The sequence below is a fragment of the Paenibacillus sp. FSL R5-0407 genome (genome assembly GCF_038009185.1).
Lineage (GTDB): Bacteria > Bacillota > Bacilli > Paenibacillales > Paenibacillaceae > Fontibacillus > Fontibacillus vini.
On sequence record NZ_JBBPAX010000001.1, the window covers coordinates 2428553 to 2452157 of the forward strand.

Below are 23605 nucleotides of genomic sequence, written 5' to 3' on the forward strand. Positions count from 1 at the left end.
GTTATCTATCACCATATTCCAAATCAACGTTTAAAGGGGATGTATTCGATGAAAAAACAACATTACTACGTGCCTGTTGCCGCTGCGGTATTAACCGCCGCTCTTCTGCTATCTGGCTGCAATTCAGGTGATAAAACGGCCAATACATACAATAGCTCCGGTGCCGAAGCCGGAACAACAACCGAAGCAGCCGCTGCCAACGATTCTGAGTTCACCGCTGCTGTAGAACAGTACCGGGCTTATGTAATTCAAGAATGCGATGCCTTTGTAACGGAAACCGAAAAATTCGTGAATGCGGTAAACGGCGGCGATATTGAAACGGCTAAGTCACTCTATGCCCCTTCACGTATGCACTACGAAAGAATCGAACCGATCGCGGAGGCATTAGGGGATCTTGACCCGAATATCGACGCCCGCGACGGTGACGTAGAAGCTTCGGAATGGCGCGGATTCCACCGCCTGGAAAAAGCCCTATGGGAAGATAAAACAACAGAAGGGCAGCAGGAGTTTGCCGATCGGCTGCTAAGCGATGCCAAGCTGCTTCGGGCCAAAGTTGAGACGGTAGAAATCGATGCTTCTCTTCTGGTGACCGGGGCGGTGGAGCTGCTTAACGAGGTCTCCACTTCCAAAGTGACCGGAGAGGAAGAACGCTATTCCCGGACGGATTTATATGATTTTGCCGCAAATTTGGAAGGCGCCAAGAAAATATATGAGCTCTTGCAGCCAAACTTGGCGGAAAAGGATGAGAACCTCGACAAGCAAATCGCCGATCGTTTCACGGCGCTTGAAGCAGAGCTTGCCCCCTTCAAAGAAGGCGAAGGATATGTCTCCTACGATAAACTCCAGGACAGCGATGTCCGGAATTTAAGCCAGAACCTTGACGCTTTGGCCGAGCCATTGTCCCAAATGGGCAAACTGTTGGGAGTGTAACTTATGGAAGATTTAAACACGGCAGACAGCCTGCTGAATAAACGCCTGAGCCGCAGAGAGATGCTTAAAATCGCCGGAGTCGGCGGAATCGGCCTGCTGCTGGGCGGCGGGGGCGCCTACGGAGCTCTTGCACTCAAGGAAACGCTAGCGAAAAACTCCGCTCCGTCGAAGGGCGATGCATCCGGCAGTCGAGTCGGATTTTATGGAGAACATCAGGCAGGTATCATTACGCCTGCCCAGCATTTTTTAAGCTTTGCTTCCTTCGATTTAACGACAAGCTCACTGGCGGATGTGCGGCAACTGTTCCGGTCCTGGACGGAGGCGGCAGCTGCCATGACCTCCGGCGATCTAATCGGAAACAGCAATAACAATCTTAACCTGCCGCCTTCCGACACCGGGGAGACCGCGGGTCTTTCCCCCTCCAAGCTGACCATTACGTTCGGGGTCGGCCCCTCCTTCTTTGACAATCGGTTCGGTTTGGCCGGGAAGCGGCCGACTACTTTTGGAGAACTTCCAAAATTCCGGGGCGACGCGCTTCAAACGGAATGGTGCGGCGGCGACATCGGGGTGCAGGTCTGCGCCGACGACCTGCAAGTGGCATTCCACGCGGTCCGTAACCTGGCTCGTATCGCCCGCGGCACGGCCGTTCTGCGCTGGATGCAGGACGGCTTCCAACGTACAGGACCGGCTGACCCATCCAACGGAACGCCTCGTAATCTAATGGGATTCAAAGACGGGACCGGGAATCCGGACATCGCCGACGCTCAGGCGATGAAGGAGATCGTCTGGGCCGGCTCCGGTGACGGGGCGGCCTGGATGAAGGGCGGGAGCTATCTCGTTGCGCGGCGCATCCGGATGCGCATTGAGATCTGGGACCGCTCCACCTTGGATGATCAGGAGCGAACCTTCGGTCGCCACCGCGATACAGGGGCGCCGCTCGGTATGAGGGACGAGTTCGCTCCCCTCGATCTGAACGCGAAGAATACCGCGGGTGAACCGGCGCTTCCGATGAATTCCCACTCCCGGCTTGCGCACATGGATGGGGCGACCAAAATATTGCGTCGGGCCTATTCCTATACGGGAGGCATGGATGCCAAAACGGGGCAACTGGATGCCGGTCTCTTCTTCATTAGTTATCAGAGGGATATCCAGAAGCAATTTATCCCCATGCAGCAAATTCTGGCCGCCAGTGACAAGCTTAATGAATACATTGTCCATGTCGGCAGCGCGGCATTTGCCTGCTTTCCAGGAACCCGTCCAGGCGGGTATATCGGTGAGACGCTTTTTTAAGGAGAGGAAGAAAAATGAGTTCCAAAATCAACCGCATCATACATGGCTTGCGTCTCCGGCACTTCCCCATGCGGTTATCGCGCCTGCTGGGATGCTTAATTATTTCGGTTATGCTGCTAGCATCTCAAATCGGGCATGCCGGCGCTGAAGAATCCGAGTCCATGGAGTCGCTTCTTCCTCTCGTTGGCGGCGCGCTTGTCGACGCCGGATCACAGGAGTGGGAACAAGCTTCCCGGGAGCTGGAGCAATTCGAAAAGTTATGGAACGAAATCATGGGTGCCGGCCGTGCGGATGATTTTGACAAGCAGATCCAAACCCGCTTGGCCGCAGCCCGAACGGCGCTGGATAATAAAAACAAAGAAGACGCCAATGCCGCACTTTCGGCCCTTGCTAAAAAAGTAAACGAATATGTAGATACCCATACCGAAGACAATAATTTGTCGGTCGGCAAGGAGTCCGCCGGGGAACTGCTGTCTATGGTCGAAAAGACACTGACCCCCTTACAATCCGGGGACATCGAGCAAGCACAGTCGCGTTTTAAAACGATTGTTCAAGGATGGAGCAAGTTCGAAGGGCCGATCCGCAGTGGGAATTTCGCCGTATACAGCGAACTCGAGACCCACCTCAGCCTGATCCGAATCGCTTTGCAAGCCGAGCCGGTCAAAAGCGAACAGGCGATAGCAAAACTTCAATCGCTAACAGCATTGCTGCAGGATTATTCCGAAGGAAAATTAGACGTTCAGGATAGTAGCGCCGACGAACGGGAAAGGAAAACGTTGCGCGATGCCCTGCCTTTGCTCCGGCAAGCCCTGCAGGCAGCCGAGGCGAAGGATGCCGATACGGCGTCATCCCGAATGCAGGAATTTATCGTTCTATGGCCGTCCGTGGAAGGGGAAGTTTCAATCTCTTCAGCGACTTTATACACCGCCACCGAAAATGAGATGTCCGAGGCGCAGGGTTACCTTGTATCCTCTCCTCCCGATACCGTGAAAGCCGTGGAAATCATCAGCCGCATGATCAACGATCTTGAACCCATTTCGGACAGAGGGTCTTATTCGGCATGGGATGCGGCACTAATCCTTCTACGTGAAGGCCTGGAAGCAATACTGGTGCTGGCGGCGCTGCTCGCTTTCCTTAAACGTTCCGGAGATCGGTCAGGACGTGTCTCCATCTGGGCTGGCGCCGGCACAGGACTGGTATTGTCAGGAATTTTGGCCGTTGTCCTTACTCTGGTAGTTTCCGAGGCCATCTCCGGCGGAACCCGCGAGCTTATCGAAGGCGTCGTCGGCTTGTTCGCTGTCGTTATGATGTTGACAGTGGGCCAGTGGCTTCACAGTAAATCAAACGCCCAAGCTTGGAACAAATACCTGAATGAACAGGTTGGAGGAGCGCTAGCCCGTGGAAACCGCTGGTCCCTGTTTGCGCTGGCTGGGCTTGCCATTCTTCGGGAAGGGGCCGAGACCGCCGTCTTTTATATAGGAATGGCTCCTTCCATCGAACCGAAACAACTGGTTACCGGTATCCTGGGAGCTTTGGCCGCCTTGACGCTTCTTGGCTTTTGTATCATCCGCTTCACTGTGAAACTGCCGGTTCGCATGTTCATGCTCACCGCAACCGTACTGATTTACTATCTCGTAATCCGTTTCCTGGGGGAAGGCACTCATGCCCTGCAGATTGCCGGGGTAATTCCCGGCCACAACTATCGCCTTCTGCCTTCGGTCGGCTGGATCGGCGCTTACCCTACATGGGAAACCTTTATTCCGCAAGTCATTGTGCTAACATTCATACTTTGGCGACTGTTCGCCTCAAATCTGCGGAAATCATCCCGACAAGATAATATGAGCCTTTAGAGTAAAAAAACGCCCCCCTGTATAACCGTTGCAAGGGGCGTTCCGCATTCTCATCAAACAATTATTCTTCCGCAGGATAGGTTTCTTTTAGAAACTGCACGGACTGTTGAATTAGTTCCTTCAAAATATCTTCATTAATATCCGCCACTTTATTAATATAGACGCAGCCTTTTCCGGCCGTATGCTTGCCCAGTTGCTCCAGCAGCGCTTCCCGCGCCGTATCGCCTGTTGCAAAATACAAGCTAATCTTTGCCTTTCTCGGGGAAAAGCCCACGAGCGGCGCATCGCCTTCATGCCCAGTGGCGTACTTATAATGGTAGGAGCCGAACCCGATTATGCTGGGGCCCCACATTTTAGCGGGATAACCCGTCGTTTCGCTGAAAATATCCAACAGCCGATAGGCATCTTCGCGTTTTTTCGGTTGATCTACATTTTCGATAAATTCGATGACGCTGTTTTCGGTTTCCTTTGTTTTCAACTGATACATCACAGACCCGCCTCTTTTCTCCACACTGCAGACTGATCGAGTTTAACCTCGAGTCTAAACCTTCTATTATTTAACGTTTTTCGATTTGAAAAGAAGCCTGCCGCAAGGCAAGCTTCTTTTCGTCTCCCTCGAATCATTGTCATTCTTCCGATTTCGGAGTATCATTCTGCGCAAACTTTTCGATGACCCCGATCAGGACTTCCAATTCATGCGACGTCAAATCGGAGAAATAAGTTCTCAGAACCTTGCGCGAACGATTCCCCGCTTCCTTATAAACTTCCGCCCCAAGCTCGGTGACCGACAAAAGCACCGCCCGCCGGTCCTGTTCATCATGCCGCCGCTCGATGTAACCACTTTGAACCAGGCGATCGGCCATCACCGTAATCGCACTCGGTTTTACCTCCAGTTTGTCGGACAAATAACTGACATTACAGGAGTTATTTCTGGCGATTAACGCAAGCATATGAAATTGAGGGCCGGTTAGGCCAAGCTCGCGGTGCTGCATGATTTCGCTCTGCATCTTGCGAAACGTCTTGGACCAAGCGTTCAGAATTCGGTCGATGTACTCATCCAGATTATAATCCAACGATAACCCACCTCTACGGAACATAGATGCTCACCCTAAGTGTAGTATGTACCTACCGAAAAGACAAGGATTCTCTACGTTTCGCGGCAAATCCGCTTGCTTTAAAAGATAGAATGTCTTATGATGAAATCAAAATTATTTTCATGATTTTTATCAATAATTTAAAAATTATTTTCGTACAATATAAAGAGGGTGAATCTATGCAAAACCCAATCCTGCACGCGCTCTCGAACAACCTAGAATCACTTCCGCCACAAGAGAGACGGCTGGGGGAATATATTTTAAAAGCTCCTGCATCCGTAATTCATCAGGGAATAACCGAGCTTGCATACACTTGCGGTATTAGTCCGTCCACGGTGACCCGATTTTGCAAAACCTTTCATTTCAGAGGATTTCCCGACTTCAAAATGAAGCTGGCCGGCGAACTCGCCCATAGCCCTTCGGAATCGCAATATCAGGATGTGATCGCGGGCAACGATCTTCATAAAATCGTACAGGCCATGGAGGCGAATCACCTGGCATCCATTACGGATACCACGCGACTGCTCGACATGGATGAGCTCCGCCGGGCCGTCGACACGCTGTGCCAGGCAAAGCGGATCGATCTGTACGGGGTGGCGACCTCCTCGATCATTGCCCAAGACTTTTATCAAAAGCTGGTCCGAATCGGTAAAAACTGCACCGCCTTCGCTGATTCTCACATGCAGATCACCTCGGCCTCTTCCCTCGGGAAAGGGGACGCCGCCCTGGCTATCTCCTACAGCGGAGAAACTCCGGAAACCATTGATGCCCTAAGATGCGCCAAGGACAGTGGAGCCGTCACAATCTCGTTGACCCAATACGGCAGCAATGGACTCGCAACTCTGGCCGACATATCTTTATTCTCTTCATCTCTGGAGGAAGGTATGCGGCGCGGGGATATGGCTTCGCGAATCGCGCAGCTGCATGTGATCGATATTTTATTTACGGGCATGGTAAGTATGGAATTTGAGGATTACATTCCGAAGCTGGAAAGCTCATATCAAAATGTTCAAATATACAGAAAACATAGGGAGGGCAACAAAAATGCTTAACATTATCAAGGTCAAGGACGAGCAATTGTTTAACGAAACAGGAGCCGGCATCATCGCCAGTCTTCTTCAATCCAATCCCCGTGCTATTTTGGGGCTGGCCACCGGAAGCACCCCTGTCGGGGTGTACCAAAAGCTAATCGAACTGCACCGTGAAGGCGTCGTCAGCTTTAAACAGGCCAGCAGCTACAATCTGGATGAATACATCGGCCTGGCTGAAGATCATCCGGAGAGCTACCGCAGATTCATGAACGAGAAGCTGTTTAACCATATCGATATTTTACCGGAGAATACCCATGTTCCTTCCGGAACTGCCGAGGATCCTGCCAAAGCGGCGGCCGATTACAATCGCCTGCTGGAGAATGCCGGTCAGATCGATCTTCAACTGCTCGGTCTCGGTCATAACGGGCATATCGGTTTTAACGAACCAAGCGGGGAGTTACAAGGCCCGACTCACATTGTGGAGTTGGATGCGCGGACACGGCAGGCCAATGCGCGTTTCTTTGCTTCCATCGATGAAGTGCCTACCCATGCGATTACGATGGGAATCGGCTCTATTCTGCAAGCCAAGCAAATTCTGCTGATGGCCAAAGGAGAAGACAAGGCGGAGATCGTCGCCCGGGCCCTTAAAGGTCCGATCACGACGCAATGTCCGGCTTCGTTCCTGCAGACTCATCCGAATGTAGTAGTCGTCCTGGATCAAGCCGCAGGAGGTCTTGTCTAATGAACAAGGGTACATTCCGAATCATTCATGCGGAAGTCGTTACCCCGCGGGGGATTTTTCATGATGGAGCCGTTGCGGTGCGGGACGGCGTCATTACTTATGTAGGCTCGACCGCAGGTCTACCTTCCGATCCGAAGGATTCCCAAGAAACGATCGATGCTGGAGGCAGCTATGTGCTTCCGGGATTTATCGATGTTCATGTGCACGGCGGGATGATGCAGGACTTCTCCGAACCGAGCAAAGAAGCGTTCGATGACATAACCAAGCTGCACTGCAGCCAAGGAACGACCTCAATGCTGGCCACCACGATGACGCTTCCCAAAGCGGTCATTGAACAAGTGCTGGAAGAGGTTCATCAGTACATTCACAGTGAAATGCCATATGCAAAGCTGGCGGGCGTCCATCTCGAAGGACCGTTCATCAGTCCAAAATGGCCCGGCGCGCAAAATCCGGCTCATATTGTGCCGCCTAACCGCAGCTGGGTAGAGGCCTGGGAAGAGCAGTATCCAGGTCTTATCAAACAAGTAACCTTTGCTCCGGAACGCGAGGGCGCACACGATCTGATCCGGTTCCTGCGTGAGAAAGGCATCGTAGCCGCAGCAGGTCATACGGATGCGACTTATGAAGAAATCATGGCTGCCGTCGAAGTAGGCTTGCACCATGCCGTGCACACCTTTAACGCCATGACCCCGCTGCATCACCGTAAGCCTGGCACAGCAGGCGCAATTCTCAGCTCCCCGGCGATCAGCGGCGAAATCATCGCCGATGGCATTCACGTGCATAAAGCCGGAATCCAGCTGCTTGCCAGCGTGAAGACCAATCACAATCTCATATTGATCACGGATGCGATGTCCGCTGCCGGTCTCGGCAACGGCGAATACAAACTCGGCGATCTCCCTGTCATCGTGAAGGATAATGTATGTACCTTGAAGGAAAGCGAAGGAACATTGGCAGGCAGTACGCTGACCATGATTCGTGGATTCCGCCATCTCGTACAGGAAATCGGGCTGAGCGTACAACAAGCTTCTGAAGCTGCGAGCCTCAATCCGGCCAAGCTGATCCGCATCGATCATTTAACCGGGTCGGTCGAGACTGGCAAGCAAGCCGATTTGCTGTTGGTGGGTAAAGGCAATCTGGATCTGCAAAAGGTTTGGGTGGAAGGCCGCTTGTTTCAAGAATAAAACAAACCTAGTGGGATTTACTTGAATTGCCCATAAATATCTACAAGCATTGCGTTAAAAATAAAAAGCCTGAGGCCATATAAACTGGTACCCTTGTCAAGGACACTTAAAAAAGAGAAGGCTTAGGCAACAGACAATAGATGATTCCTGTACTGAACAGGGGTCATCTTTTTTAATCCCCATTGATACCTGTGATGGTTGTAATATTGAATATAGCGGTCAATTTCGTCTTGCAACTCTTCAAAAGTGATGCAACCTCGACTATCTACATGGTCTTTCATGTGGCCAAAAAATGACTCCTGCGGGGCGTTGTCCCAACAGTTTCCTCGTCTGGACATGGACTGACCTAAACCTTTCTGCTTCAATAGCTTTTGGTACGTGGGGCTTGTATAATGGCTTCCCTGATCTGAGTGGATGAAAGCCTCTTTATGTAATTTAACACGTCTTTGTTTCATGAGTTTATCTATAGTTTGAGTGGCAATGGATAAATCAATTCGCTTTGAAAGATGATGTGCCAGTAGTTCCCCCGTAGAAGCATCCAATATAGTCGACAAATAGCCTACCTCCGTACGGTTGTAGGGAAGATACGTAATGTCGGTAAGCAAGACGAACCCCGGAATACCCTTCTTGAAATTCCTCTGTAACTGGTTAGGAAGAGTTCGATGCTCCAGGGTAGCTTTGGCCATACGTTTGTAGGGGTTCGGCTTTCTATGCGGACACACCAGGTTTAGTTTTTTCATTAACCGGCGGATTCTCTTTAGGTTGTAGGTGATACCAAATTCATTCTGAAGAACCATCTTTATGGAGCGAGACCCCTTTTTGAACCCTCTCCAATAGAATGCTTTCTTAATCCAGCCACCTGCCACGACGTCGAGTCTTGCACGTTCTAAGCGGGCGTCTGCAGCCTTTACATAGCTGTAATACCCCGAACGAGATACGTTAAGGAGTTTACAAAGATAGCGAGTCATACGCCCAAGGCCTTGGTCTACGGCCTCTGCAATTAACTCAAATAATTTAGTTTTGCTCAGATTCATTCCTTTTGCTACCAACAACCTTTCGTTCGAGTCTAGCTTTTTTAGTAGTTCAAGTTGGGACTCCAGGAGTTTGATCCGAGCATCTTGCTTGGCAATGACCTCCTCTTGCGTCAGTTCTCGCTGCAAGGGACGCCCCGAGCTGCCTTTACGAGAATCCGTTAAGCCAACGATTCCATCGCGTTTATACGCTCTCCGCCAACGATCAGCACACTGTTTTATACGACTCATCCCTATGACATTTACATCAAATCCATTGGCCTCAAAAATCTCCCTAGGCGTTTTTTGTAACATATTTTGATCGATGAAAAGCTGCTTAAATTCATCTGAATAAGTTATGGCCTTCGCACTTACATTCACCACGTACTTGTTTTGTGATAGGACCTCACGGTCCTCTTCGGTAAATCTCTTCTTGCTCATGCAATCCCCCCCCGATGCTTATTCCAGTATACAAAAAGGTACCCACAGCCTGAACACCTTTTTTCAAAGTGTCCAAACTATGGGTACCAGTTTAATAGCCTCCGGTTTCTTTTATTGGCCAAGCTGCATTAATCCCAAGTCTCATATTGGACTTGCTTAGCGCGTCACACCGCCGGAATAGCCGTTTCTGTTGATACCGGTACCATTCGTTCCTCCGTTAATTCCGTTAGGCGTTGTCGGAGCATAGCCGTTCGGGCCTGTCATCGTTCCGGCACGCGATGGAAACACCCGCTGAATCGTGCGCTCAAAATCGGCGATGAATCCGTGAAGAGTAGCTCCGCCCCGGGAATGAGTCGCATAATTGCCGACTTGGCTCACGAAGTCGGAGTTTCCGGAAACATACACGTTGCGGATATGGGGAGCCGTCTTTTTAACGATACTGGAGACCTGATCCTTCACTTTTTGCGGAACATTGTCGGTCACTCTTCCCGCTTCAGTTCCGTTACCGAGTCCATGGAAGGTTCCTGTTCCTCTTGTTCCCATGGTTCCCATGCCGGTTCCCGTTCCTCTTGTCCCCATAGTTCCCGTACCGGTTCCCATTCCTCGCATATTGCCGTTTCCGTTCGTGCCGTAGATGTTGTTCGTCCCATTCATCCCACTCATCCCAGTTAAGCCACGTCCATCGTAATCCAGCCCGTTACCGACTCCACGGCCAGTCGTCAGGCCGCTGCCGTTATCGTTGCCGGCGCGAGTTATATCAAACAAACTGCCGGCTGTCCCGGAACGTCCCGTCAATCCGCGGGCCAACCCGTTGTCTCCGGCACCGCGGGTTCCGTAATCCGCACCATAAGGACCTCCGAAATTGGTGGTTCCCCGATTACCGGTAATTCCCGTTGTCATCCCTGTCGACATGCCGGACATCCGGGACCCTGTCCCGTTATTCATTCCGTGAAGCGTCAGGGCCACATAAGCATCCTTGTCAGTCACGACAACATGGGCGGTCTGAACATCGCGTAATCCGGCCACTTTATTGCTCAAGGCAGGACTGTACTTCAGCGAAGTAATCCGCTCCGTTCGTCCGTTGCCGGCACTGCGCGAGAACAGACGGTTTCCTTCGGGAAGCGAATTTACGTCATAATTCCGCCCGTCGTTGTTCCGTAAGCTTTGTGTCCGGACATTATTGTTATCCGTACGGTTTCCGCAGGCCGTAATTCCGACCATGCCGGTAATAAGAGCAGCGGACAATGACAATGTGATCATCTTTTTCATACGCATCGAATGAACATTCCCCTTCCATAGCTATAATGACTGCAGCTATAGAATGGCCCTTGCGCAGATTCGATATCCTGAAAAGTTTTGACATCCCGCACGGGTATTTGATAAGGCTTTAGATGATAAAACGGCTACACAATGAGGCTCCGGTCAAAGGGAATCGTGAGCAGCGGGCTGTATGTCTGGCGATGTGCCCGGATCTTCCTGATTACGTTCTTTCGTTCACTCTCCAGCCAGGCGGAGCTATTTCGCAAACTTGCCGCAAGATCCGGGGTATCCGTGGGTATAATAAAATCAAGCAAATCGACGGATTGTACAAAATCGAAGCATTTGAAACGGTAGCCCAGAGTAATGAACGGCAAATCGGCCGCATACGACAGCAAATTGGCATGGAGTTTGAAATTGACGGAAAAATGGCATCCGGCCAGTTTCTCCGTCAAAGGAGCGGTTCCAAGCAGTTTTTGTTCCACTTCGATATCGGCGTCTGTTCCGATTTTGCCCGCCAGCCTTTCCAGCGACGCACGGTCCGGTCCCCATACGGGATAAAGGTAAAGACTGTAGCCTTGCCTGCTCCATTCCCGAGCCGCAGCGGCCAGTTCGTCCTCCACCCGGATTTCGTCCCTTCCAAAGAGCTTATTGTAAGTGGTACCCCAATTTATGGCGATCTTCCGTTTCGTCTCTGATTTGGGAACGCTCGGCACCGGAAGTAAAATTCCGGGGTCTCCGCTGACTATGGCCCCTTCCAGAGGAATCCCTGCCGCCTCCAGCACCCGGTAGGTCAGCGGCCCGCGAACCCCAAAATAGAAGGCTCCCTTCACGAGCTCCGCAATTTTATTAGCTGTTTTCTCGTCCAGCCACTTGCCATTCAGTGCCGCCGGTTGCTCAAGACAGTCAAAGCCGGTGCCCCAAATGGCCACTTTCTTACCGGCAAGGAGAGCATTATGGGCCAAGTCGACATAACCCGGGACCAGCAGGGAACCTCCCCCCAGGATTACCGTATCGTACAGGTTCATATCGTTCACTGGAACTCCCGGCTTTGAAGGAATGAGCTCGACCGATTCGGCATGATAGCGCCCATCGAAATGCTGTTTAAACAATTCCCACAACAATTCGTCACCAAGGTTTTTGAAACCGATCCAGCCTAGGTATAGAACTTTTTTCATTCCTTTCCTCTCCTGTTCCGTGTTGATTTTTCATCCAATAGTTGCCTGTAGACCTGTAAAGTCGATAGGGCGGTCTTCTCCGCATTGAAATCTTTAACTACCCAATCTCTTCCTTTTCCGCCTAAATACATCAAGCTATCTTTATTCGATATTCCTTTGCGGAGCGCTTCGATCAAAACGAGTCGATTGGCGGCCCTAAGAGAACCATGATCTCCAAAGTAGAGATTCCAAGCGGTATCGTAACAATCAGGTCCTACCCACCCCAGATAACCGGCATTGCCTGCGGCAAGAACCGGCTTGGCGCAAGCCATCGCCTCCAGAGCAACCCTTCCCGTTCCCACTACGCAATCGCTCATCCTGTAGTAATCCGGCATATTGTCCTGATTTCCAACCATATGAATGAAGGAATTGCCCGCCTCCAAATGGATGCGTTCCTTAAGCCGTTCCAACTCTCCATATTGCAGACCGCCCCCTACCACTACGACCTCAAGTGACGGAAAACCCGAAGAACGGAGATGTTTGGAGGCCGATAAAAAGTTGGAACATACACTCGCCTTACCCCAAGCCAGACGGCTTGCATAGAGGAGCACCGTAGCATCTTCGGAGATCCCCAGTTTATTTCGCAATTCTCTCGCTGCCGATTCCGAAGGGGAGAACAGATTGATATCCACCCCGTTAGGGATTAACAGGGAATCGATATCCATACGCTGCAAATAGGATTGAACCGGTTTACTTACGCTAATGATAGCGGTAGTCCGGCTCAGCACATCCTGCAGTTCGTTTCTGGGATAATACATGCCATGAACCGTAAAGACGACGGGAATACCCAGCCTTTCTGCGGCAAGTGCGGCTATTAGCCCTGAAGGAGTTTGATGGAGATGGACGACCTGAATGTTCTCTTCAACCATTAAATCCGCCATCTCCGCAACGCTTTGCTCAAAAGCCTCCGTTCCGGGAAATGCCCGATGAGTCAGCTTCGTCACGAACTGTCGCTCAAACTGTTTGGTGAGCGGACCGCCTTCCCCTGTAATTACAATATGGGTACCGGCTTCTTTCATGATCCCGGCTATGCTCAGAACATGGGTCTCGGTCCCCCCGTAATCCATGCTGTCCATTACCATAAGCACCCTTATTCCGCCCAACTCATTTGCCCCCTTTTCGGGAGTAAAATTCACGTGACCGTTGATCGGGGTGCAACCGATAGTAATAGAGAACATCTCTTAAATTATCGATTTTCGCCTGATTCGCCAAACTTTTCGCGATAAACTCGTAATCTTCGGCACCGTCCATTTTGCGGGTAGGTCCGCCCATGGAGTCGAACAGTTGTCCCCGGAACAAGAGAGTTCCGTGGCAAATGCAATGGCGGCCTTTATTATAGGAAGTCATAATATGTTCTCCATATTTAAGCCATTTCGGTTCCGTATATTGGAGGTTCCCCTCAGCATCAACCTTGAACGCCGTATAATTGGATCCGACCAGATCAATATGAGGGTTTGCCTTTAAATGCTCCACTTGTTTGTGCAGCCGGTCAGGATGCGACCAATCGTCCGAGTCCTGAACCGCAATATATTCTCCTCTGCTCATAAAATATCCGTGAGACAAGGCGCCGGAAAAGCCAACATTTCTCGGGAGCGGAATAAATAGTGCCGAACACGCCGGCGGATAGGAACGTCCTTTAAGCCACCGTTCGATTCTTTCCCTGGAATGGTCCGTAGAATGATCATCAATGATAATCAGCTCCCACGGTTTGTAAGTTTGCTTCGCTATGCTGTTCAGGCATTCTTCGATGTAATCGGCTTTGTTATAGTTGGTGACTACCACACTGACCAACCCGGAAACACGGGGATAACGCATCGGTACACCGCCTTTCGCAGCTTATTTTGTAAATACGCGCATGAACCCGTCATGCGCGTGATCTCTTTCTTCTATTTGTTATATTCATTCAAATTGAGCATTGCTTCGATATGGTCGCCTACGATCTGGCTGGCTGCCGGAGACAGTCCGGAAACGGCTATATGTTTGTCCGGTCTTACCCGGTTTCGTTTCTCCAGATAAACTCGTCCGGCCAGCACCGGCTTAAATCCGTGCGATAAGCATGCAGAGAGAGCTCTGGGCGGACACTGCAAGCATTCCGGCCCTACCCGCTGCAATACACGCCTACTGATTGCAAACGGAACCGTCGTCATCGAAGAAGCACCGAGCGCCTTTTGTCCCAAGGCGTTATTCAAGGCGTATATCGACGAAATCACCGGATCGTCTATCCCCATTTCCAGAAGATAATTCCTGTCGTTCAAAGCGACATCATACCCCCGGGAAATGGCCAAGGCGAACGGATACAATTCAGCCGCGGACATAACAAAGTCAGCGTCAACGAACAGAAGAATATCGCCTTTGGCGTGAAAAGCTCCGATTGCCCGACCGCAGTCGGTTCCCAGGCCTTCAGCTAAACGAACCGTTTTAGCCCCTTTTTCAAATGCCAGTGGAGCGGTGTGGTCACTCGAACCATTGTCGACCACGATGATTTCGGCAGGCTCCAGGCGCCGGACTTGCCGGACTACATGGGCAATCGTGTCAGCTTCATTGCATGCCGGAATAATGACAGAGAGGCTCTTTCCCCCGTACAAGCCGGAGACGGGTAATTTGGCTCCCTCCTGGACAACGGCCAGCTTCTTCCGTTCCAGCACTTGCCGAACGATATCGCGCCTCCGTTTGCCGTCCGTATGGCCTCCTCTTGGCGATAGGGACAACTTCTCCAAAGCACTCAAGTGATCATCCGCGACAAGCCGATCATACCTTGTCGTTTCCGAAGGAAGTCCACCAAACCACTCCGGACGAAAAGAGCGCCCTCTTTCTTCCTGCATAAGCACTGTCCGTCGTTCAAGACGCAGCCCGCTTTTGATTAGTTTGGCCATCCCCATAGCGGGGTTGGCCGCGAAATCTCCGGCGATCAAATCTGCCGCCTGGCCCGATAATACAAAGGGGAAAGCATACAGGCTGCTTTCCCGCAAATCCGGCCTGCCGAGAGTCCGGTTCCACCAAACAGCCCAAGCCCGTTCCGGATTCGGGTAAATATCAGTCTGCCGCGGCCGGTCTTCCGAAAGAAAGACCGCTTGAGCCGCACCATATAGCACCGGTTCGACCAACTTTCTAAGCAAGGCAGGTTCCAACTTCATTTCTGCTTCCAAATACAAAACGGCGTTTGCGAAAATCCGGAAACCGCCCGGAACAACAATCGGGCGGTTTCTGGATAATGCCGGGTCAAGCACGTGAACTTTGCAGCCTGAGGAAGAAACTGCTGCAGCTGCTTTCTCGGCTAAACCGTTTGCCAATACAATGATTTCCGCGGGCCCTAGCATCCGGCAAGCTTTAACCGTTTCACTTAGCCCCTCCCCGGTACCGGAAGCAAAGACAAGAATCGAAAGTCTGCGCGTTCCGTTCACGGCTTCGTTCATTACACCGCCCGTACGTAAGCGACGGCGGATGTCAGAACAGAAACTGCTCTAGGGTTTCCATAACCGCCTATACCGCTCGTATTTAAGCGGATAAAGGTGTCGTCAGAAAATACGAGGGTGCCTGTAATCGTATCGACCGCGGTTGCTACCTGCACATTCTGGCCTACTAAAGCGGCGACTCTTCTGGCAAAGCTATTCATGCTGCTCCCCCTCCCAATCCTTCAATATCGATGGCCAACGTGTTGGCGAAATTGACGATAACCGTACTGCCTTGGGCTTCCGTCAACACCACGTGCCAGTTGCCAACTTCCGTAATTACACCTTCAACCGTTCCCGCTGTCGTTGTAATCAGAACATTGTTGTTAAGATTTCTGCGAGCAATAGCTTCAAATGGCGAAGGAGTAATGATTCCCAAAGCTTCTAGAATAGCATTGATAATATCGCTGATGGAAGAAGACGAAGACGTTATTTGGGAAGTCGTTCCTGTCTTGGACAAGCCGGCAAGTAAATCCGTCAGCTCCTTAGAACCGGAATTCGACCCTAACAGACGAGCCAGCGGACCTGGCCGCACAGCCTTTTCGATCAAACTTACCAAATCTTCCAAATTCGTTTGGGCAGCCATGTTCTCAAAACCTCCATTTCAGTATGGTATAGCTCTATTAAGAGCTCTTACACTTTCATATATATACAGAACACTTGAATACGGAAACTAGCAGGAGCGGAATATTGTGCAAACTGTGCCGGAGTCTATCAAACGGCTCGCCCCTTGGTTTTTAAAATTAAAGAGGCTTTCCCTGGAGGTTATGCTTCACACCTTTCGGGAAAGCCTCTTTATCAAAACATAAAATCAGCGCGCATTATTTCTCAGTATGGCCTGCAAGGAAGCCAGAAGCGAGCTTCCGTTCAAGTTAAATGAACCTGCGAGGTTTTGAACAACAGCGCTAACTTCTTCATAAAACGGACGGATCATGGAAAGGGCCGCAGCAGGATCGACATTCGGATCCCTGATCAGGGATTGAATATGACTCAGTTGTTTCATCAAGTCATTCAAAATTTGTTCATTCAGACCGGCGGAAGGAGTTCCAGCTCCTCCATCGTTGGCTGCCTCGGCAAAAACCGAACGCAGTTCGGATTTCGTTCCCTCATCTAAATCAAGAGCTGCGATTTGTTGTTGGTACTGACCGAGGGTCTCCTGATCGGCACCGCCGTCTCGAACGGATTCCGCATTGGATTGCACCTCGCCCAATTTGCGGAAAATTTTGCCCAGCGGATGATTTTCATCCATTACCTGTCCTTGAAGCAATGTCATAATTTGCTGCAATCTGATTTCTAAATCACTCATTGGGTATTCCCTCCCTTCTCGCTGCTATATTATGCAGAAAACACGGCCGTGATTGGATGAATACATATTTTTCGAAATTAGTAATTCTATAGTTTTTTGCCAGTTTCAAGTCTATCCACTCAGCCATATGATGCCTATGAACAAATAACTAACTTCATTGATTCGAACAAAAAGGAGAGGGGGGATGATGAAATGAGGCTCGACAAGCTGGGGCTGGATCCGGACTTCTGGAGAGGGAAAAAGGTGTTTCTTACGGGGCATACGGGCTTTAAAGGGACCTGGCTTAGCCTTTGGCTCCATGCGATGGGCGCCTCGGTCACCGGGTATTCTCTGCGTCCTGCCACTCAGCCTAGCATTTATGAAAATTGCCGTATGGATGAAATTGTTTCTTCCTATATTCACGATATTCGCGATTACAACTCTTTATCGGCCGCCCTGCAAAAGACAGCCCCCGATATCGTGATCCATATGGCCGCCCAGCCCCTTGTCCGGGAATCCTATGCCGAGCCGGCCGCGACGTTCGAGATCAACATGATGGGTACGGTTCATTTATTGGAAGCAGTCAGGCAGGCCGTACAAAATGGCGCTTCGATCTCGGCGGTTGTCAATGTCACCTCCGATAAGTGTTACGACAATCAGGAGTGGACATGGGGATACCGGGAAACCGACCGCCTTGGAGGAAGGGACCCCTACTCCAGCAGCAAAGCCGGATCGGAGATCATTACGGACAGTTACCGGAGAGCCTTCTTTAATCCTCTTGATTCCGGTGCCCCGAAGGTATCTGTAGCAACGGCGAGAGCCGGCAATGTCATCGGTGGAGGGGATTGGAGCAAAGATCGCCTGGTTCCCGACAGTGTCCGTGCGATCCGGAACAAGAAACCGATTATGATCAGATACCCCGAAGCTATCCGGCCGTGGCAGCATGTGCTGGAGCCTTTGTACGGTTACCTTCTGCTGGCTCAAAAATTGACAATCTCAGGCGCCGCCTTGTCCCGGGGGTGGAATTTCGGCCCCGATTACGGAAATGCAGTTTCCGTGCAGCTGCTAGTGCAGCGTCTGTGCGAAGAATGGGGAGAAGGAGCTTCCTATATTACGGATCCGATGACGGACCATCCGCATGAGGCCCATTACCTGAGCCTGGATAGCTCACTGGCCAGACAGACCTTGGGATGGAAGCCTCAATGGAACCTCGGTGCAACCTTGACTCGAACCGTCGAATGGTACAAAGCCTGCCATCGGAAACAGGATATGAGAGCATTCAGTCTACGGCAGATCGACGCTTATATGAAAGGAGGGCAGACGGAATGATCATCACTCCGTGCAAACTGCAGGGGGTTTACGAAATAACCCTTCACCCCAATAACGACCACCGCGGCCATTTCACGCGCACCTATGATCAGAAGATCTTCAAGGATCATGGACTGGACTGGGACTGGGTACAGGAGAACCGGTCCTTTTCCCAAAAAAAAGGGACGTTAAGGGGGTTGCATTTGCAGCACGGGCCTTACGCAGAAACGAAGCTCATTCGGGTATGCAGAGGGGCGATCTATGACGTTTTCGTCGACCTGAGACCGGATTCTCCCACCTATGGCCATTGGGACTCCATTCTGCTGACGGAAGAAAACAACAAAATGATTTATATCGGAAAAGGTTTTGCCCATGGCTTCTGCACACTGGAAGAAGATTGCGAGATCGTATACAAGGTGGACCGTCCTTATGCCCCTCAGCATGAAGGCGGAGTTATCTGGAACGATGAAAGCCTGCGTATTACCTGGCCCATTCTTAAACCGATCATTTCGGAAAGAGATTTGCGTCTCCCTACGCTCGAAGAGTTCAAACGCCGGCAGGCGTAAAAAGTAAAGGAGAGATCTTATGAAGCCGTTAGTAAGTATTTTGATTCCGACTTTTAACCGCCCGGATTTTTTCGAACAGGCTTTGAGAAGCGCCATGGTCCAGACTTATCCGAACATTGAAGTTATTGTCAGCGACAACAGCACCAACAAGCTTACGGAACAAATCGTCGCACGCTACCAGGCCATGCCGCGCGGATCCGTCATCCGCTATTATCATAATCCGGAAAATATCGGCCCGATCGCCAACCAGCAAAGAATCCTCAAACTGGCCCAAGGCGAATTTATTAACTATTTGAACGACGACGACTTGTTCCATCCGCGGAAGATTGAAAAAATGATGTACTATTTCCTGACGCGCCCGGACGTTGTACTCGTTACCTCCCAAAGAAGAGTTATCGATGCCAAAGGTAACCGCGTCTATGTCCCGCCTCTTGGGACATTCAAGCAGCTCTATCCCCGAGATACGATCGTGGGCGGCAGAAAGTTGACAAGACTTATGCTGTCCACTCAGACCAATTTCATTGGAGAACCTACGACCGCCTTGTTCCGGAGACGGGCTCTTACTGAACCTTTCGGCGTTTTGGGAGGCAAACAGGTATTCTTTGCCGTGGATATGGCATCCTGGTTCAATCTGATGACCCATGGCAACGCCGTTTATATGGTACAGCCTCTAAGCTACCTGCGCTTCCATTCCGAACAACTGTCCCAAAATGAATACGCCCTAAAAGTCGCCAAGATGGATTATAAAGTTTTTGAAAGATTCGCCCAAATGCACGGCTATAAATAACCAAGGATAGAAAGGATCGTTCAACATGAGTGAAATTTTACGAACCTTCAAACACCCCCCGGCAGGCGACCTTTCTTCCCACTGTATCCCCATTATGGTAAAAGGCGTCGCACGCGGCAGATTGCGGCCGATAACGATGGCTACCGTTCACAATGAAGCCGAGATCAAGCTGATTGCCGAATGGAGGGAAGCTTCCTCGGCCTGGTTCACGACCCGGTTTCCCCTATCTGAAGAAGGGACCCGGCAATGGATCGAACAGCAGGTGTTGAATGCGGATGACCGGATTTTATTTTTTGTGGAAGATGAGGAAGGTACGCCTGTCGGACAGGTAGGGCTGCTCCATTACGATGAAACTGCCAAGCAATGCGAATACGATAATTTGCTGCGCGGACGGAAGGGGAAATTCGGTAATATTATGAATTACGCCCTGATTACGCTCGGTATTTGGTCGATCGAAGTGCTGGACGTCCAGGTCGGCTATATCCGTGTAGTTGCGGATAACCACCGGGCGATCCGTATTTATCAAAGCTTGGGTGCTGAAGAAGTAGAACGAAGCCCGCTGGTCAAATCAGAAGAGAACGGCGTCACGCGCTGGCTTCCCGCTCCTACGGAAGTGGACGGAGAGCCTGAGCGCGAACTGGTCACGATGAGGATCAAGCGGGAATCGTTTTTGGAAATACTGAGGTCCAATCATGCGGAATGAAAGGCGGGATGGACATGAAAGTCAGACTCTTTAAACCTTCCGTCGGCAAGGATGAGCTTGAGAGTATTCAAGACTCGTTCAACAGTGCATGGCTTGGTTTAGGGCCGAAGGTTACGGAATTCGAACGGCGATGGAGCGGATACATCGGTTCACAGGAATCGGTAGGTGTCAACTCCTGCACCGCAGCGCTTCATCTGGCCTTATCCGCCTACAGGTTCCCGGAAGGTAAAAAAGTATTGGTTCCGGCTTTGACATTTGCTGCGACGGCCATGGCTGTCCTGTACAATCGGCTGATCCCGGTCTTCGTCGATATCGACGAGAGCACGCTGGGCATCAGTCTTGAGGATCTGGAGCGGAAGGTCGACAAGGACTGTGTCGCCGTGATGCCCGTTCATTTCGGAGGGCATCCGGTGCCTATGGACAGCTTGGTGTCTTGGGCGAAATCGCACGGCCTGAAGGTCATTGAGGATTGCGCTCATTCGGCGGGCGGCAAATACAAAGGCAAGGCATTGGGAACATGGGGGGATATCGGCTGCTTCAGCTTTGAAGAGAAGAAATGTATGACGACCGGAGACGGCGGCATGATCTCCTCCGATGATCCCGAATTGTTAAAGCCCCTGCGCCAATCCCGCTGGATCGGCATCAATAAAGACACCTGGGAGCGCTATGAGGAATCTGAGCTGGGACGTCCGGATACGAACAGCTGGTATTATGAAATCTCGGACATCGGCTATAAGTATAATATGAATGATTTAATGGCTTCCATCGGACTCGTTCAATTGAAGAAGCTGGACCGCATGAACCAGCGAAGAGAAGAAATTCTCCGGCAATATTTGGCCTCCATTCAAGACCTGGCACAAATCGAGGCCGCCTTCCCTTACCACCTGCAGGACTCTTCTTATTGGGCTTACATGGTGCGTGTGCAAAACAGGGAATCTTTTATCGAGCATATGAGGGATCACGGCATAGCTACAAGCGTTCATTACATGCCTTTGCCTAAGCAGCCTCTGTTCATGAAATATCCGGCGGAAACCCCGGTTGCCGATAAAGTATGGAAGGAACTTGTCACCTTGCCGCTGTTCCCCGACTTGACCGCTGAGGAGATCGAGTATGTAATCGCTAGTACCCGATCTTTTAAATAACGAGTAACGGATCAGACCTCATACTTGAATAGAGCGGTGCTAAACAAAAAGGAAGGGCAGGAGTTATCTCCGGCGCCCTTCCTTTTTTAGTCCCTGCAGCACAACACCCGCCAAAGGATCATTTTATCGTTCAAAATGTCTCTTTGGCGGGTGTATTCTTCTCTTGCGTTAATGAGTTTCCCCAAGCTACTTCCATAATTTCCATGGAGCTTGCCCGGAGTCCCAAAGGGATTGCAAGTGCTGCTTATCTCGCAGCGTATCCATGGCGTACCAGAAGCCGTTATGCCGGTAAGCAAGCAGTTGTCCGGAGTTGGCCAGATTAACGAGCGGTTCCTGTTCGAAAACCGTTTTGTCGTCGGCCAAATAATTAAACACTTCCGGCTGCAAGATAAAAAAACCGCCGCTTACCCACTTACCGTCCCCTTTCATCTTCTCGTTGAACCTTTGAACTTTGCCGTCTTCGCCGATGGTCAAGGCTCCGAACCTGCCAAGCGGCTGCACGGCGGTCACAGTAGCCAATTTACCATGTGACTTATGGAATGCCGCAAGATCGGTCAGAGGCACATTGCTTACTCCGTCGCCATAAGTTAGCATAAACGGTTCGTCGCCGACATAGGATTGTACGCGTTTGAGCCTTCCTCCCGTCATCGTCTCTAAGCCGGTATCGATAAGAGTAACCTTCCAGGGCTCGGTCCGCGTATTATGAAACTGGGAATGTCCGTTTCTGTAATCAAAGGTAATGTCGGAATCGTTTCGCACATAATTGGCGAAATATTCTTTGATGACTTCGCCCTTATACCCCAAACAAACAATAAAATCATTGAATCCATAATAACCGTAGATTTTCATGATATGCCATAAAATCGGCTTGTCACCGATCCGAACCATCGGTTTGGGCTTGGAGTCGGTTTCTTCGCTGATCCGGGTACCTAACCCTCCTGCCAGAATAACAACTTTCATGATCATTCTCCGTTCTGTCGAGAAGTTTGGAAGAAAGTAAGCACGGGTTCAAATGAGGAGTTCTGGAACAACCTCTACAACAGTATATGTGTCGTTTGCTGGTTTGACAGGTACACCTATATTGCAGGCTTACCCACCAATTTGTCGGGAGCGAAGAATCATGAGAAAGCGGCATCCCCAGGCGAATTATTGAATAATTTCGAATCCGGTATTCAGCCGAAAACATGGAGCAAAAGTTCATTCAACCTGTGAGCATACGTGTGCTCCCGCAGGGTCCGGTCCAGCCCTCGCAGCACAATTTCACGCCGCTCCTTCTCATGACTCAAATAATAATCGATTTTCTCGATCAGCTCCGACGAACTGCTGAACGTCTCAATTTCTACTCCCGGCGTGTAAAAGTTCACGATATCGCTGCGGATGTCGACAATCTGCAGCGTGCCGCTTGCCGATATTTCAAACGTCCGTGGATTGGGAGACACCGCTTCGATCATAGCCGTGTTATTGTTGACCGAAGTATCGTTGAACGAACGATGCAGGTTAATGGCTATTTTACTGCTGCTGTATATAGCGGCCGTATCCAAGGGTCCCATCCATTTATCCGCTTCCACCCGTCCCGGATAAGCGCCCGGTTCAAATAAACGGTCCCACCAAAATCCGTTGATATGAAGTCCCCGATCCATCAGTTCATGGATAACCGGTTGAAAGAATTCTACCCGGTTCCAGAAGGCGCTGCCGACAAACGACAGATTGCGGGGGTTCTCCGCGCGCTCGCGAAGCGGCCGGTAATAGCCGGGATAGGCAGCGAAAGGAAGATAGTAAACATTGGCGCATCCCCGCTGACGATAAAAATCGACGCAATTCAGTTCAAGCGTAAAGATGTAGTCATAGTGCATGACGAGATCGGCGGTGATATCCGTATAGTAAGGATCATCCGTCAGCCAAAGGGCCGTCCTGATTCCCATGTTTCGGATCGAATCCACATGTTCTGCGGACAAATGCCACCCGTCCAAGGCCAGAACCAAATCGGGACGCGCCTCCTCCGCTTGCTGTGAGACGTTCTGGGTCGGGTCCGTGACCGTAACGGTTGCCGCAAGAGTACGAAGAGTCTCAATGATTCCTTCATCCACGGGAGAATACGGATACCCTTTGCCGGAAGTCACATACATAACATGAATCTGACGGAGCGGAAATGCCGGTCCTGGACGACTGCTTATCACATCCATTCTTCCACGCAAATATCCTTCATCGAATCCGGCCTGAAAGCCGGCATTTCTGCCATCCTGCCTAGCAGGAGCGATTACAGGAACGGGCGTTGCTGTTACTGCGGTTCTTACCGCTCTTGCGTTCCTTCTTCTTGCAACT

24 protein-coding genes are annotated in these 23605 nt (G+C 50.8%); 11 read left to right on the forward strand and 13 right to left on the reverse strand.

The features are described from left to right. Nucleotides 1-48: 48 nt before the first annotated feature. Genes efeO through NYE70_RS11715 form a run of 3 tightly spaced genes read left to right on the forward strand, consistent with a single transcriptional unit; the run spans nucleotide 49 to nucleotide 4070 of the window. Entirely contained in the window at nucleotides 49-930 is an 882-nt protein-coding gene (efeO, locus tag NYE70_RS11705) for an iron uptake system protein EfeO (protein WP_341046113.1), read from the forward strand. Between the two features lie 3 nt (nucleotides 931-933). After that, nucleotides 934-2220: an iron uptake transporter deferrochelatase/peroxidase subunit gene (efeB, locus tag NYE70_RS11710; protein WP_341046114.1), complete on the forward strand. Its 1287-nt coding sequence runs from the start codon at nucleotides 934-936 to the stop codon at nucleotides 2218-2220. 14 nt (nucleotides 2221-2234) lie between these two features. Continuing rightward, entirely contained in the window at nucleotides 2235-4070 is a 1836-nt protein-coding gene (locus tag NYE70_RS11715; protein WP_341046115.1) for an FTR1 family protein, read from the forward strand. 61 nt (nucleotides 4071-4131) lie between these two features. Here the strand turns inward: NYE70_RS11715 and NYE70_RS11720 are convergent, their stop codons facing one another. Both NYE70_RS11720 and NYE70_RS11725 read right to left on the reverse strand, forming a co-directional pair. Beyond that, entirely contained in the window at nucleotides 4132-4557 is a 426-nt protein-coding gene (locus NYE70_RS11720; RefSeq protein WP_341046117.1) for a DUF1801 domain-containing protein, read from the reverse strand. A gap of 139 nt (nucleotides 4558-4696) precedes the next feature. Then, entirely contained in the window at nucleotides 4697-5143 is a 447-nt protein-coding gene (locus tag NYE70_RS11725) for a MarR family winged helix-turn-helix transcriptional regulator (RefSeq protein ID WP_211023349.1), read from the reverse strand. A 200-nt stretch (nucleotides 5144-5343) separates the two neighbouring features. Between NYE70_RS11725 and NYE70_RS11730 the strand changes: the two genes are divergently transcribed. Genes NYE70_RS11730 through nagA form a run of 3 tightly spaced genes read left to right on the forward strand, consistent with a single transcriptional unit; the run spans nucleotide 5344 to nucleotide 8118 of the window. After that, nucleotides 5344-6216, forward strand: a complete 873-nt coding sequence (locus tag NYE70_RS11730; protein WP_211023351.1) for a MurR/RpiR family transcriptional regulator — start codon at nucleotides 5344-5346, stop codon at nucleotides 6214-6216. Continuing rightward, nucleotides 6209-6937: a glucosamine-6-phosphate deaminase gene (nagB, locus tag NYE70_RS11735; protein WP_211023352.1), complete on the forward strand. Its 729-nt coding sequence runs from the start codon at nucleotides 6209-6211 to the stop codon at nucleotides 6935-6937. The genes NYE70_RS11730 and nagB overlap by 8 nt, the downstream gene beginning before the upstream one ends. Next, a complete protein-coding gene (nagA, locus tag NYE70_RS11740; RefSeq protein ID WP_341046119.1) occupies nucleotides 6937-8118 on the forward strand; it encodes an N-acetylglucosamine-6-phosphate deacetylase in 1182 nt (393 codons plus the stop codon). The genes nagB and nagA overlap by 1 nt, the downstream gene beginning before the upstream one ends. A 122-nt stretch (nucleotides 8119-8240) precedes the next feature. Here nagA and NYE70_RS11745 read toward each other — a convergent pair whose 3' ends face one another. The 9 genes from NYE70_RS11745 to NYE70_RS11785 form a co-directional block, all read right to left on the reverse strand. Further along, nucleotides 8241-9569 carry an IS3 family transposase gene (locus NYE70_RS11745; RefSeq protein ID WP_211026252.1) on the reverse strand — a complete coding sequence of 443 codons (1329 nt, stop codon included), beginning with the start codon at nucleotides 9567-9569 and terminating at the stop codon, nucleotides 8241-8243. A 156-nt stretch (nucleotides 9570-9725) separates the two neighbouring features. Beyond that, nucleotides 9726-10844: a YhcN/YlaJ family sporulation lipoprotein gene (locus NYE70_RS11750; RefSeq protein ID WP_341046120.1), complete on the reverse strand. Its 1119-nt coding sequence runs from the start codon at nucleotides 10842-10844 to the stop codon at nucleotides 9726-9728. 128 nt (nucleotides 10845-10972) lie between these two features. Continuing rightward, nucleotides 10973-12004: a polysaccharide pyruvyl transferase family protein gene (locus NYE70_RS11755; RefSeq protein ID WP_211023358.1), complete on the reverse strand. Its 1032-nt coding sequence runs from the start codon at nucleotides 12002-12004 to the stop codon at nucleotides 10973-10975. Next, nucleotides 12001-13146: a glycosyltransferase gene (locus NYE70_RS11760; protein WP_341046122.1), complete on the reverse strand. Its 1146-nt coding sequence runs from the start codon at nucleotides 13144-13146 to the stop codon at nucleotides 12001-12003. The genes NYE70_RS11755 and NYE70_RS11760 overlap by 4 nt, the downstream gene beginning before the upstream one ends. Before the next feature lies 1 nt (nucleotide 13147). After that, nucleotides 13148-13858, reverse strand: coding sequence for a glycosyltransferase family 2 protein (locus tag NYE70_RS11765; RefSeq protein WP_341046124.1), 711 nt, complete (start codon nucleotides 13856-13858; stop codon nucleotides 13148-13150). Between the two features lie 71 nt (nucleotides 13859-13929). Further along, nucleotides 13930-15456 carry a glycosyltransferase family 2 protein gene (locus NYE70_RS11770; RefSeq protein ID WP_341046125.1) on the reverse strand — a complete coding sequence of 509 codons (1527 nt, stop codon included), beginning with the start codon at nucleotides 15454-15456 and terminating at the stop codon, nucleotides 13930-13932. After that, entirely contained in the window at nucleotides 15456-15656 is a 201-nt protein-coding gene (locus tag NYE70_RS11775) for a hypothetical protein (protein WP_211023366.1), read from the reverse strand. Before NYE70_RS11775 ends, NYE70_RS11770 begins: the two co-directional genes overlap by 1 nt. Next, a complete protein-coding gene (locus NYE70_RS11780) occupies nucleotides 15653-16078 on the reverse strand; it encodes a hypothetical protein (protein WP_341046126.1) in 426 nt (141 codons plus the stop codon). Before NYE70_RS11780 ends, NYE70_RS11775 begins: the two co-directional genes overlap by 4 nt. Nucleotides 16079-16303: 225 nt before the next feature. Further along, a complete protein-coding gene (locus NYE70_RS11785; protein WP_341046127.1) occupies nucleotides 16304-16798 on the reverse strand; it encodes a hypothetical protein in 495 nt (164 codons plus the stop codon). Nucleotides 16799-16990: 192 nt separating this feature from the next. Here NYE70_RS11785 and rfbG point away from each other — a divergent pair, with 192 nt between their 5' ends. The 5 genes from rfbG to NYE70_RS11810 are packed head-to-tail and all read left to right on the forward strand — an operon-like array spanning nucleotide 16991 to nucleotide 21283. Beyond that, a complete protein-coding gene (rfbG, locus tag NYE70_RS11790; protein WP_341046129.1) occupies nucleotides 16991-18106 on the forward strand; it encodes a CDP-glucose 4,6-dehydratase in 1116 nt (371 codons plus the stop codon). After that, nucleotides 18103-18651 (forward strand): dTDP-4-dehydrorhamnose 3,5-epimerase, encoded by a 549-nt coding sequence (gene rfbC / locus NYE70_RS11795; protein WP_211023374.1) that lies wholly within the window; start codon nucleotides 18103-18105, stop codon nucleotides 18649-18651. The genes rfbG and rfbC overlap by 4 nt, the downstream gene beginning before the upstream one ends. A 19-nt stretch (nucleotides 18652-18670) precedes the next feature. Further along, nucleotides 18671-19438, forward strand: coding sequence for a glycosyltransferase family 2 protein (locus tag NYE70_RS11800; protein WP_341046130.1), 768 nt, complete (start codon nucleotides 18671-18673; stop codon nucleotides 19436-19438). 25 nt (nucleotides 19439-19463) lie between these two features. Then, complete coding sequence (locus tag NYE70_RS11805) at nucleotides 19464-20141, forward strand: GNAT family N-acetyltransferase (RefSeq protein WP_341046131.1); 678 nt, start codon at nucleotides 19464-19466, stop codon at nucleotides 20139-20141. A gap of 14 nt (nucleotides 20142-20155) precedes the next feature. Continuing rightward, nucleotides 20156-21283 (forward strand): DegT/DnrJ/EryC1/StrS family aminotransferase, encoded by a 1128-nt coding sequence (locus NYE70_RS11810; RefSeq protein ID WP_211023383.1) that lies wholly within the window; start codon nucleotides 20156-20158, stop codon nucleotides 21281-21283. A gap of 186 nt (nucleotides 21284-21469) precedes the next feature. Here the strand turns inward: NYE70_RS11810 and rfbF are convergent, their stop codons facing one another. Then, nucleotides 21470-22243 carry a glucose-1-phosphate cytidylyltransferase gene (gene rfbF, locus NYE70_RS11815; protein WP_211023385.1) on the reverse strand — a complete coding sequence of 258 codons (774 nt, stop codon included), beginning with the start codon at nucleotides 22241-22243 and terminating at the stop codon, nucleotides 21470-21472. A gap of 212 nt (nucleotides 22244-22455) precedes the next feature. Further along, complete coding sequence (locus NYE70_RS11820; protein WP_445323838.1) at nucleotides 22456-23541, reverse strand: CgeB family protein; 1086 nt, start codon at nucleotides 23539-23541, stop codon at nucleotides 22456-22458. Between the last annotated feature and the right edge of the window lie 64 nt (nucleotides 23542-23605).